Origin of the sequence: Shewanella sp. GXUN23E (genome assembly GCF_050865035.1) — a bacterium.
Lineage (GTDB): Bacteria > Pseudomonadota > Gammaproteobacteria > Enterobacterales > Shewanellaceae > Shewanella.
Genome location: NZ_JBOZWP010000001.1, coordinates 265,905 through 277,405 on the forward strand (window position 1 = coordinate 265,905; position 11,501 = coordinate 277,405).

General features: G+C 51.2%; 10 protein-coding genes and 1 pseudogene. 3 read left to right on the forward strand and 8 right to left on the reverse strand.

The window, feature by feature from the left end:
• The first annotated feature begins 31 nt into the window (after positions 1-31).
• Both ACRRUX_RS01145 and ACRRUX_RS01150 read left to right on the forward strand, forming a co-directional pair.
• Positions 32-1,240 carry an aminotransferase class V-fold PLP-dependent enzyme gene (locus ACRRUX_RS01145; protein WP_432526364.1) on the forward strand — a complete coding sequence of 403 codons (1,209 nt, stop codon included), beginning with the start codon at positions 32-34 and terminating at the stop codon, positions 1,238-1,240.
• A 20-nt stretch (positions 1,241-1,260) separates the two neighbouring features.
• Positions 1,261-1,725, forward strand: coding sequence for a SufE family protein (locus ACRRUX_RS01150; RefSeq protein ID WP_432526365.1), 465 nt, complete (start codon positions 1,261-1,263; stop codon positions 1,723-1,725).
• 460 nt (positions 1,726-2,185) lie between these two features.
• Here the strand turns inward: ACRRUX_RS01150 and ACRRUX_RS01155 are convergent, their stop codons facing one another.
• From ACRRUX_RS01155 to mdh, 5 genes and pseudogenes are all read right to left on the reverse strand, one after another.
• Positions 2,186-2,560 carry a PH domain-containing protein gene (locus tag ACRRUX_RS01155; protein WP_432526366.1) on the reverse strand — a complete coding sequence of 125 codons (375 nt, stop codon included), beginning with the start codon at positions 2,558-2,560 and terminating at the stop codon, positions 2,186-2,188.
• A 335-nt stretch (positions 2,561-2,895) separates the two neighbouring features.
• The gene (locus tag ACRRUX_RS01160; protein ID WP_432526367.1) at positions 2,896-4,194 is read right to left on the reverse strand and encodes a methyl-accepting chemotaxis protein; all 1,299 of its coding nucleotides are present in this window, start codon (positions 4,192-4,194) and stop codon (positions 2,896-2,898) included.
• A 153-nt stretch (positions 4,195-4,347) separates the two neighbouring features.
• Entirely contained in the window at positions 4,348-5,076 is a 729-nt protein-coding gene (folM, locus tag ACRRUX_RS01165) for a dihydromonapterin reductase (RefSeq protein ID WP_432526368.1), read from the reverse strand.
• Between the two features lie 104 nt (positions 5,077-5,180).
• Positions 5,181-5,525 (reverse strand): annotated as a pseudogene (folX, locus tag ACRRUX_RS01170) (dihydroneopterin triphosphate 2'-epimerase); the annotation flags it as partial.
• A 274-nt stretch (positions 5,526-5,799) separates the two neighbouring features.
• On the reverse strand, positions 5,800-6,735 hold the full coding sequence (mdh, locus tag ACRRUX_RS01175; RefSeq protein WP_432526369.1) for a malate dehydrogenase: 936 nt from the start codon (positions 6,733-6,735) through the stop codon (positions 5,800-5,802).
• Between the two features lie 287 nt (positions 6,736-7,022).
• Between mdh and argR the strand changes: the two genes are divergently transcribed.
• The gene (argR, locus tag ACRRUX_RS01180; RefSeq protein WP_432526370.1) at positions 7,023-7,493 is read left to right on the forward strand and encodes a transcriptional regulator ArgR; all 471 of its coding nucleotides are present in this window, start codon (positions 7,023-7,025) and stop codon (positions 7,491-7,493) included.
• Between the two features lie 69 nt (positions 7,494-7,562).
• Here the strand turns inward: argR and ACRRUX_RS01185 are convergent, their stop codons facing one another.
• The 3 genes from ACRRUX_RS01185 to ACRRUX_RS01195 all read right to left on the reverse strand — a co-directional run bounded on the left by ACRRUX_RS01185 (position 7,563) and on the right by ACRRUX_RS01195 (position 11,499).
• On the reverse strand, positions 7,563-8,498 hold the full coding sequence (locus ACRRUX_RS01185; RefSeq protein ID WP_432526371.1) for a Dyp-type peroxidase: 936 nt from the start codon (positions 8,496-8,498) through the stop codon (positions 7,563-7,565).
• 184 nt (positions 8,499-8,682) lie between these two features.
• Positions 8,683-10,377 carry a gamma-glutamyltransferase gene (gene ggt / locus ACRRUX_RS01190; RefSeq protein ID WP_432526372.1) on the reverse strand — a complete coding sequence of 565 codons (1,695 nt, stop codon included), beginning with the start codon at positions 10,375-10,377 and terminating at the stop codon, positions 8,683-8,685.
• A gap of 93 nt (positions 10,378-10,470) precedes the next feature.
• Positions 10,471-11,499, reverse strand: coding sequence for an ABC transporter ATP-binding protein (locus ACRRUX_RS01195; protein WP_432526373.1), 1,029 nt, complete (start codon positions 11,497-11,499; stop codon positions 10,471-10,473).
• Positions 11,500-11,501 lie beyond the last annotated feature (2 nt).

Here is an 11,501-nt window from a genome sequence, read left to right on the forward strand (position 1 = left end):
GCCCCGCCCGGTTTTTACTGCCAGCCTGAATATGAATATCGATCTTAAATCCCAGTTTCCCGCTCTCAACCAAGAGTTTGAAGGCTATCCCCTCTGCTATCTGGATACGGCCGCCACCAGCCAGAAACCCCAGTCAGTGATCGATGCCATGAGCAACTTTTACCAGCACAGCAATGCCAACGTGCATCGGGCCGCCCATCGATTGTCTGCCCGTGCAACCCAAGCGTTTGAGGCGGTCAGAGAAAAGGTGGCAGAATTTATTAATGCCGGGCAAAATGCCGAAGTTATTTTTACCTCAGGCACAACACACAGTATTAACCTGCTGGCCTGGGGATTAACTCCCCGGCTCGCTGCTGATGAGGTTATTCTCATCGACAGTGCCGCCCACCATGCCAATATTGTCCCCTGGCAGGAACTGGCCAGACGCTCCGGCGCCACCGTCATTCCTATTCCCCTGCGCCAGGATTTAACACTGGATGAACAGGCGTTTTTGACTCTGCTCCAGACACACAAGGTCAAAATCGTTGCCCTTTGCCATGTGTCCAACGTACTTGGCACCATCAATGATATTGCCGCGTTGGCTGAGCAGGCCCACAGGTATGGTGCACTGGTTGCCGTGGATGGCGCACAGGCGGTGGCCCATCATAAAGTGGACGTTCAGGCACTGGGATGTGACTTTTACAGTTTCTCCGGTCACAAGATGTATGGCCCGGCCGGTGTCGGCATCCTTTGGGGGCGTTTCATTCAGCTCGATCGCCTGACTCCGCTGATGACTGGTGGAGAGATGATTGACACGGTCAGCTTCTCAGGTACCACCTATGGTCAACTGCCCAACCGGCTTGAAGCGGGTACGCCAGCTATCGCCGATGTTATTGGCCTGGGCGCCGCAATCGATTTTATGAGGTCGCTGCCAGCTGCCGCCTTTGCACATGAGCAACAGATGCTGATACAGCTGCGCAGCCGGCTCGAAGCGCTGCCCGGGATCCTGGTGTATGGCAATCCACATCAACAATCCGGCGCAGTCGCTTTTAACCTGTCAGGCGAGCATCATCAGGATATTGGTATTCTGCTCGATCAACAGGGCGTCGCCGTGCGATGCGGACACCACTGCGCGCAACCACTGATGCAGCTGATGCAGATCAGCGGTTGCTGCCGGGCATCGGTGGGTATTTATACTACACAGCAAGATATTGACCGCTTTATCCACGCCATGCAGGATGCCATTGAGCTGCTTGCCTGAATTTGATGTCGAGAAAACCTATGTCCCCAATACCCGCGCAGGAAGACTTTCTGTTTCCCATTGATGCGCTGAAAGATGCCAAGGATAAAATCCAGACAGCCAATAACTGGCAGGAAAAATACAGACAAATCATGTTGATGGGAAAGCTACTCCCGTCACTGAACAGCCAGTTCCATACCGATGAAGCTCAGGTAAGAGGGTGCGAAAGCAAGGCCTGGCTGTACCACACCAGATTGGATAACCGGCACTACTTTCTGGCAGACAGTGACGCCAGAATCGTTAAAGGTCTGGCCGCCCTGCTGCTGGCTCAATGCCAGGGAGCAAGTGGTGATCAGCTCAGGAATTTTGATGCGTCAGCCTATTTCCAGGCGCTGGGACTTGAAGGGCAACTAAGCCCTTCCCGCACCAATGGGCTGATGGCCCTGGTAACACAAATGCAGGCAGCGGCGGATTCAGACGAACAGGATAACGCCGGCAGCCAATAACGCCCACAGGCTGATGTAGGTCAGTTCTTTCCAGATACGGGTCAGAAAATACATTGCGCAATTCCTTCTACAAATGACATACAGGCGGGAGACGGGCTTTCTGACAGGAGCCTACCTCCAACTCTCTCAATCCCGAATGTATCCTGTTGAAACAATGAGAAGTGAGATCGGCGTCACCCTGGATATTAATCTTGATTAATCATTTAACAAATTCGCATCAAAAATTAGAAGACGACTTAAGTCTAGTCGCCTTACATCGACCAACTGATAAATAACCTGATTAAAACCAAGAAGATTCTATTGCGTACAATACAAATAGGATAATGCACCCTCTGAGTTGAGTGCATCATTATGCAAAATAACTCGATTGCTCATCCGCCCGCAGCAGTATTCCCTATAAGCATGACGAAATAATCACCATCCATCACCATGAGTCGCGGCTAAAGTGGTCCTGGTCTGGTCAGAGCATGAAGTTGGCGATGGTTTTTTGGATTCCCACCACATCGGTACCTCTTTTCAATTCTTTGATTAGCGGCTCTTTTTGACCTGAAATATACAACTTGAGCTCGGCATCCAAATCAAAACGCCCGGCGGTTTCCACTTCAAAGAAAGTGATGGATTTATAAGGAATCGACTGGTAACTCACCTTCTTCCCTGTAACTCCCTGTTTATCAATCAGGATCAATCGTTTGTTGGTAAATACAAACATATCCCGAATCAGCTTGTAGGCCAGTGCCAGCTCTTCGGTATCTGCCAGTATCGGCTGCAATTCCTGTTGCAACTCCGGTAAGTTCACCTCAGAAGCATTTCCCATCAGGGCATCAAGCAGTCCCATTCCTTTCTCCTTAATCACGCAGACATTCAATCAGTTAATCTTAAGGGAGTGTAATGGGCTGACGACATGACGGCAATCAGGCAGATGGATAGGCTGGCAGCGTTACCCAAGTAATTAATCGCAGTGAGCTTGTCTGTGCCCGTTGGCCAACGGGGGGAATATAACCGGCACACTTAATTGGGATAGCAGATCACCTCAGGCAGCCATGAGTTATCTGCAATAGCAGCTTGTACACAGTACAAATGAGCTGATCAGGCAGGAGCCCAAAAAACAAAGGACCCGCAGCATACGGAGTAATGACTGCGGGCCAATGGGCTTTCGGTTAATATTGGTAATTACTGGATGTTAGCAACGGTCTGCGACACATTCTCGGCGCCGACACGGATTTCTTCCATCACCTGGGCAACCTGATTGATCTGATCCTTACCGGACTCAGCCGTTTGTGCCACTTTATTCATCATAGCCGTGGCACTTGCCGTCAAATTACGGTTTTCGCTAACGACAGAGGCAATTTCATCGGTCGACTGACTGGTTCTGGCCGCCAGCTGTCTGACTTCATCGGCGACCACTGCGAATCCCCGTCCCTGATCCCCCGCCCGCGCAGCTTCAATGGCGGCATTGAGCGCCAGCAGATTGGTTTGCTCGGCAATCGCGCTGATAGTGGAAACGATGGCTTCGATGTTTTTGGACTGCTCATTCAACTGGTTGATGGATTCGGTGGTGCGCTGCACCTGCTCGGCGATGGCACTTGAAGTTTCCACACTGTTGCGTAACAAAGACGCTCCCTGCACTGCGATTTGTGCCGTCTCTTCCGAGGTAGAGTAGGCCACTTCGGCCGCCTCCCTGACGGCCTGTTCTTTCAGCACTCTCTCGGTGATATCAGAGCAGAACTTAATCACCTTCTGCACTTCACCAGAGCCACTGATAATGGGGTTGTATACGGCTTCGAGCCACAGTACCTGTCCACCGGCACCGCGGCGCTCAAACATGCCTGACTTGAATTGGCCAGCCTTCAGATCAGCCCAGAAACCGGGGTTATCCTGATAGAATTTGTCGGTGCAGAACATTCTGTGGTGTTTACCCTCAATCTGTTCCTTGCTGTAACCTACGGCGCTGAGGAAATTCTTGTTGGCATTGAGAATAGTGCCATCGGGGGTAAATTCGATAATCGCCTGAGCCCGATCCAACGCTTGAAATACGGCGGCCTGTTCATCCAGACGCTGCTTTTGTTCAGTGATATCTGACGCCAGCTTAAACACCTTCACTACTTCGCCTTTATGGCGGACAGGAATATAAGTAGCCTGCAACCAAAGTTCATCACCGGCTTTGTTCAGGCGGCTGAACATTCCGCCCTGTGGCATGCCATTGGCCAAATCCGCCCAAAACTGACGATATTGCGGGGAATTGACATATTTGGGATGACAAAACATCCGGTGATGTTTTCCACGGATCTCATCAATACTGTATCCCACCGCATTCAGAAATAGGGTATTGGCGTCCTTGATGGTTCCGTCCGGCGTAAATTCGATGTAGGCAACGGAGTTTTTGATGGAGTCAATCATGGCCGCATCCAGCGGTGCACTGTGTTCAACAGCTGATGAGGCCGGCTCCTGCTTGGCTTTGAAATTAAACATGGGTTATTTCCTGCTGTTGGCATTCATTAATCGTCGTCTGCTCTATCACTTTGTATTGATAACCAACATCTTGACGGTTAAAAACACTTAAGATTGAGGATAGCAGGGATTTATGAACTCACAGGAAATGGCACATAAAATCATGCCTGATACTTATCTGAGATGGCGTCCACCATCCAGAGGCAATATTCGTCCGGTTATGTAATGACTGGCAAGCAGCAGATCAACACAGGCCAGCAGCTCTTCATAACCGGCTTCTCTTGGCAATAAGGCTTTACTCAGCGCCTTGACCCGATATGCCTCATCATCCGTCTCATTAAAACAAACCAGTGCCGGAGCAATGCTGTTGACTTTGACGTGCGGAGCCAGTTTGGCGGCAAATGACAATGTCAGATTATCCATGGCCGCCTTGCTGGCAGCATAGGCAATGTGCTTCCCGCTGCCTTTGGATGCCACAAAATCACTGATATGGATGATATCTCCCCGCCCGGCCCGCAATTTATCGGCAAACGCCAAATTGAGCTGGTAGGGCACACTGGCATGTACACACATCATTCGTGCCATGACATCCCGGCAATCCGCCAAATCACCATCCTTCAGCCAATCCGACGCATTGTGAATAATGGCTCTGAGTACAGGATACCCGTGGTGGATCTTCTCTATAAAACCATCTACCTGAGCCGCCTGATAAAAATCCACCTGATGGAGATCTGCTCCGGCCTCCAACAGCGAATCGATGGCAGGATAGTGCGTTCGATAGGTACCCACAACCGGGATCCCCCGGGAAAGAAATGTCCGGGCCAGAAAAAGCCCGATGCGTTTACCTACACCGGTAATGACAACCGGCGCATTGGCGGGCGCTTTTAAAGCAGGGTCAGTCATGGTTTGATTCTCTACAGGTTAACAACTCAATCGGCAGCAGGCATGCTGCTACCGGCGTCACCAATACCAGAAAGCGATGACTCCGCCACTGGTAGAGCACGGCTCTCCAGCGTTAACGACACCGAATCGGCAAAGCGCAGCGCATGGGGTTTGTCCACCGTGACCCTTGCCAGGGTAACACTGGGATGCTCGCCGGCAATGGCCAAAAGATCGGCCACCAGCTTTTCCAGCAACAGAAACCGTCCCTCTTCGACATGCTGAATAACTCTCTTGGTGATGGTTTTGTAGTTGAGGGCATCGGCAACATTGTCTGTTTCAAACGACTTGTCTGCAGGATAATGGATTTCCATATTGATAATCACATCCTGCTGTTTCTGCTGCTCTTCCGGGTTAAAACCTATATAGGTTCTTAATCTGAGATTGGTCACCCTGATAATGGCATGGCTCAGCACCATGGAGGTTACTCTGTGTGGCATATGTTACTCCCGAAATACGTCTGTCAGTTGCTGCAAGATCAACCTGTTCTGAAGGTTAACTCATTGATCATGAAGAATGAACAGGGTTTGCTCAACACACTTACCGAATCCTACAGCAGCGGAACAAGCCTTGGATGACAGAGCACTCAACGACCGGTGCCAACTCCATGCAAGGCGGGCAATCAAGGCATAAAAAAAGCGAAGGTCAGGCCTTCGCTTTTATTTTAAGCAGCTGCAACGGTCTGGATTACTTGACGAAGTCCACACCCAACTGAATATCACCTTTCAGGGTATCGAGCATACCATCACGGGCATTGGCTTCGAACGCACTGATTTCACCGTAAGGCAGCACTTTTTCCACGCCGTTTTTACCCAGCAGCACTGGTTGGGCGAAGAAAACCGCATGCTCACTGCCACCATCAATGTAAGCACATTCAACTACATTGGCTTGCCCCTGCAGGCCACGAACCAGTGACATACAGAAACGGAATGCTGCCTGCCCCATGGACAGCGTCGCACTGCCGCCACCGGCTTTGGCTTCAACCACTTCAGTACCGGCATTCTGGATACGGTGGGTCAATGCAGCCACTTCCTCGTCGGAGAAGGTCACACCTTCCACCTGAGACAGCAAAGGCAGAATGGTTACGCCGCTGTGGCCACCAATCACATTGATCTTTACATCGTCCACTTTCAGGCCTTTTGCTTCTGCAATAAAGGTTTCGGAGCGGATAACGTCCAGAGTGGTCACGCCGAACAGACGGTTCTTGTCATAAACACCGGCCTTTTTCAGCACTTCAGCAGCAATAGCCACAGTCGTGTTAACCGGGTTGGTGATCACACCGACCAAGGCTTTTGGACAGGTTACTGCAACCTTTTCAATCAGGTTGCGCACAATGCCGGCATTGATATTGAACAGATCGCTGCGATCCATACCTGGCTTACGGGCAACACCCGCAGAGATAAGTACGATATCAGCGCCTTCCAGCGCAGGAGTTGGGTCCTCGCCAGCAAATCCCTTTACATCTACGTCAGTGGGGATATGGCTCAGATCCACAGCAACACCCGGGGTAACAGGTGCAATATCATACAGGGACAATTTCGAACCGGCAGGCAGTTGGGTTTTCAACAACAACGCCAGGGCCTGACCAATACCACCAGCAGCACCAAGAACAGCAACTTTCATAGTTATCTCCGTCTAAGCTTCGGATATATGTGACATACATCCAATTCCATGATGGCGCCACATTACTTTATCGTCATCCAAATATCAATGAGACTTAAGCCGAATGCCCCTCCATTGGAGTGGTGCAATTTGCTGACATCCTTTATGAAATCAGCATCACAGTGCTGGCTGAAACTAATTCAACCTTGTGCCTTAATGCATTTTTATTCACCAAAAGCGGCAAAATGTTGACATATTTGCCGCTGGTATTCACAATCTCCGGGTCGAATGAATAAGATGAAAAACTTATGACCACAAGCAAAAATCAGGATGAACTCATCAAGGTGTTCAAAGCGCTGCTGAAAGAGGAGCGTTTCGGCTCTCAAAGCGAAATCGTGACCGCCTTGCAGGCTGAAGGATTCAGCAATATCAACCAGTCCAAAGTCTCCCGAATGCTGAGCAAATTTGGCGCAGTGCGCACCCGCAATGCCAAGCAGGAGATGGTGTATTGTTTGCCAGCTGAACTGGGGGTTCCCACTGCCGGCAGTCCGGTAAAAAATCTGGTACTGGACGTTGACCACAACCAGGCCATGATAGTGGTGCGTACCAGCCCTGGTGCCGCACAGTTGATTGCCAGACTGCTTGATTCCATGGGCAAGCCGGAAGGCATCCTGGGTACCATTGCCGGAGATGACACCATCTTTATTTGCCCGGCCAATATCAAGGATATTGAAAGTACGCTGGACACAGTCAAAGATCTGTTCAATTACACAGAGTGATTCTGTGACATTGACAAAAAACGCGCCATCCGGCGCGTTTTTTGTATCATGTCGATTTATTGCTTCAGCTCAATCTGCATACCTGAGCATATAATCCAGCGATGGCGCAAAGAACGATGAGCCGGTCAACGCCTGGGTAAAGTGCATCAGGTGATCATGATGACCTGCTCCATCACCATGAACCATGGATGCCAGCATTTTTTCGAAATGACTGGATGTACGGCACACAGAAATAAACATCAGTCCCTGCTCACGTACACTGCCGTAGGGCATACTCTGACGCAGGATTTCCATAGAGTTTCCCTGCTCATCCTTCAGATTCACCCGCTTGATATGACTGGTCAGCGGCTTGTCTTCAGAGGCATACTCAATATTATCCTGCTTGGTACGGCCAATGATGTCTTCCTGTTTTTTGATTGGCAAACGATGCCACTTGCTCAGGTTATGGGCATACTTCTGCACATGCACATAGCTGCCACCGGTAAATCCCACATCCTCCTCTCCTACCAGTGCAACCTGCTGACGATGACGACCTTTGGGATTTTCAGTTCCATCCACAAACCCGGTCAGATCGCGATTGTCCATAAAGCGGAATCCCCGCTCTTCATCAACCAGCTCAACCAATCCTTCCAGCATCTGAGCCACTTCATTGGCCACCAGATGCAGAATATCCAGCCGGTCACAGCGAAGGTGCACAAACAGATCAAACTCAATAGCCGGGGCATCGCGATTCCCCGCTTCCATAGCCGGGAATGGCTTTAGCTGAGCCGGACGGGCGTGGGGATACAGCGCATCCCAGAAATTGGCACCAATGGCCACAAAGCCGTTGAAGGCACTGTCGGCATACTGATCCGCCAGTTCATGAATATACTGAGCGACATTGGCAAGACAGGGGCGCAACTGTTGTTCCACGCCATCATTGGCATTAAACATCAGGTAAACACTGTGTAAGTTCCCTTCCGCGCAGACTCCAAGTTGTTCACGGGGCATAACCTGGTTTTCCATTATCATCTCACCTTGTGCATTTGAAATTTGTCGGCAACATAGGGTTGCAACTTTACCCCAATCTGCATACAGACAGCACACTCAGGTGTAAAAATGTGACATAACCCAAATCCGCTGATTTAACAGACTTTGCTGGGTGCCAATCGGCTATTGGGTGTGCTCATCAAGCAACCACAGGCCGACGTTAATAACCTGCTGCCTGACCATCCTTGCGACTCTCGGATGCCCCGCGGTAAACACCGCGCTGTACATCCCTGCCGATAGCCTGATAGCCGCCGAATATCCCCACACTGTCGCGAATAACGTGCCCTTTTTCGGCCAGTTCTCTGCGGGTTTCCATCGGGAAGCCTGACTCCAGACTCACATAGCCGCCGTCTGTCATGGTCTCACCTGTGGGCTGAGCGGAGTGCGAATGTACAATCCGCGGCGCATCCCCGGCTTCCTGCAGATTCATACCAAAATCAATCAGATTGATCATGATCTGCGCATGCATCTGCGGCTGAGTTGCACCACCCATTACGCCGAAACTCAACCATGGCTGACCATCTTTGGTCACAAAAGCCGGAATAATAGTGTGAAACGGCCGCTTACCCGGCGCATAGGAATTGAACCGCCCGGGTGTCAAATCGAATAGCTGCCCCCGGTCCTGCAGCACAAAACCAAGTCCTGGCGGAGTCATTCCCGAGCCCATACCGCGGAAATTACTTTGAATAAGCGACACCATATTACCGTCCCGATCAGCAGTGGTGAGGTAAACAGTGTCACCATGTTGCAGATTGGGATTCCCCGGTGCCACGCTTTTGGCAGCTTTGCCAGGATCGATAAGTCCGGCACGCTCACGGTTATATTGTTCTGAAATCAGTGCCGCTACCGGAATATCGTTAAAAGCTGGATCAGCATAGAATTTCGCCCTGTCGGCAAAGGCCAGTTTCTTGGCCTCGACAAACAAGTGCACATACTCGGCGCTGGTCTGCCCCATCTTTGCCAAATCAAAAGGCTCAAGGGTTTTCAGAATCTGCTGTGCTGCTATGCCCTGACCATTGGGCGGCAATTCCCAAAGATCATAACCTCGGTAATTTACCGCCACTGGGTCAACCCACTCGCTGGTGTGGGAGGCCAAATCCTCATAGGAGAGATATCCCCCCTGAGATTGCATGTACTGCGCGATGGTGCGGGCGATTTCGCCTTTGTAGAAGGCCTCGCGGCCACCCTTTGAAATTTTGCGGTAACTGCTTGCAAGCGCGGGATTACGGAACAGTTCGCCGGTCGCAGGCGTCTTACCCGCTGGCATGAATACCTGCGCAAAGCCCGGATATTGCGCTAACCGCGCAGCGTTTTTCTGCAGGTAATAGGCAATAAGCTCAGACACCGGAAAACCCTGTTCGGCATACTCGATGGAAGGATTGAGAATGGCCGTCATGGGCAGCTTGCCAAATCTGTCATGCAATTCAAACCAGCCATCGACAGTGCCGGGCACAGAGACAGACAAAGGTCCATAAGGCGGCAGGTATTCCAGCCCCATGGCAGTCAACATATCGAGAGTCAGAGATTTTGGACTGCGGCCCGACGCATTCAGGCCATAGAGGCGTTTATCTTTGGCAGACCAGACAATTGCGAACAAATCGCCGCCAATTCCAGCGCCGGTAGGCTCCACCAATCCCAGCATGGCGTTGGCGGCGATGGCCGCATCAACGGCATTGCCACCCTGTTTGAGTATATCCAGTGCGACCTGGGTTGCCAGAGGCTGACTGGTTGCCGCCATTCCCTGGGTTGCATAAACCTCTGAACGCGTTGCAAACGACTTGCCGGTGATTCTGTCCATGGTCCATCCGGGGAATGCCAGCAGCACCGCCAGCCATACCCCTCTCCTTATTATCATTTTCATTGTTACTGTCACTGTGCAGTTTTTGCTCTGTCTAAGCTAACACAATGATGTGAAAACGAAACCAGGATTTACCAAGAGAACGATGGGTTAGAAAATCACCAGAGGATGGTCCTGAGTCAGCAGCCTGACTCTTTGTCCGGGCTGCAGCTGAGTTAATTGACTGCGAACCTGTAATTGCTCACCCGCCTGAGCCACTGTGTAATGGCAGACATTTCCCAGAAAACGCCGCTCAACAACAACGGCCTCACCATTATCATCCGCGTGTAAAGTCAATTGCTGCGGCCGCAGCAGCACCTCGCCCTGATAACCTTCGGGGAACCTGAGCATCTGGCTGCTGCGAAGCTGACCTAGAGGGCTGTCAATGTGAAACGCATCGATAACGTCAATGGGCAGATAGTTTCCCTGTCCAAGGAAATCAGCCACATAGCGTTCACTGGGTTGATAATAAAGCTCCTCTGCACTGCCGTGCTGCACCAGATGACCGCCCTTGAACAGCGCCAGTTTATCCGCAAACACGAAGGCCTCGTCCTTACTGTGAGTTACAAATACAGCACTGACCTTACGACTTTTCAAAATCGCGCGGATCTCGAGCATCAACTCATGGCGAACCTGACCATCGATATTGGAAAATGGCTCATCCAACAGCAACAGCCTTGGTTTGCAGGCCAGCGCTCTGGCAATCGCTACCCGCTGCTGCTGGCCTCCGGACAGTTCATGGGGATAACGCAGCTCAAGCCCGGACAGCTTCACCAGCGCCAGCATTTCCTCAAGCAGAGCATTACGCCGGAATCTGTCTTTCTCAACCACACCAAACAGCACATTATCGGCAACGGTTAAATGAGGAAACAAGGCATAATCCTGAAAGATCATACCGATCCCGCGCTGCTCACTGGGGACAAACAGACCATCATCGTTGACGCTCTGCCCCTGAACCGCAATGCTGCCGGCGGAAATAGCCTGCAATCCGGCAATGGCCCGCAGCAAAGTCGTTTTACCACAGCCGCTGGGGCCCAGCAGTGCCAGTATTTCCCCCTGAGCCATCTCCAGATCCAGCTGCTTGAGCACCTGAACCCCGGCATATTCACTGCAAACACCTTTAAGGGATAACGCCGACATAC

Bases quoted from the DNA above. Each gene is read 5' to 3' on its own strand.
- folM (WP_432526368.1), bottom strand. From the start codon at position 5,076: ATGACTGACCCTGCTTTAAAAGCGCCCGCCAATGCGCCGGTTGTCATT.
- ACRRUX_RS01150 (WP_432526365.1), top strand. From the start codon at position 1,261: ATGTCCCCAATACCCGCGCAGGAAGACTTTCTGTTTCCCATTGATGCG.
- argR (WP_432526370.1), top strand. From the start codon at position 7,023: ATGACCACAAGCAAAAATCAGGATGAACTCATCAAGGTGTTCAAAGCG.
- ACRRUX_RS01185 (WP_432526371.1), bottom strand. From the start codon at position 8,498: ATGGAAAACCAGGTTATGCCCCGTGAACAACTTGGAGTCTGCGCGGAA.
- ggt (WP_432526372.1), bottom strand. From the start codon at position 10,377: ATGATAATAAGGAGAGGGGTATGGCTGGCGGTGCTGCTGGCATTCCCC.
- ACRRUX_RS01145 (WP_432526364.1), top strand. From the start codon at position 32: ATGAATATCGATCTTAAATCCCAGTTTCCCGCTCTCAACCAAGAGTTT.
- ACRRUX_RS01160 (WP_432526367.1), bottom strand. From the start codon at position 4,194: ATGTTTAATTTCAAAGCCAAGCAGGAGCCGGCCTCATCAGCTGTTGAA.
- ACRRUX_RS01155 (WP_432526366.1), bottom strand. From the start codon at position 2,560: ATGGGACTGCTTGATGCCCTGATGGGAAATGCTTCTGAGGTGAACTTA.
- ACRRUX_RS01195 (WP_432526373.1), bottom strand. From the start codon at position 11,499: ATGTCGGCGTTATCCCTTAAAGGTGTTTGCAGTGAATATGCCGGGGTT.
- mdh (WP_432526369.1), bottom strand. From the start codon at position 6,735: ATGAAAGTTGCTGTTCTTGGTGCTGCTGGTGGTATTGGTCAGGCCCTG.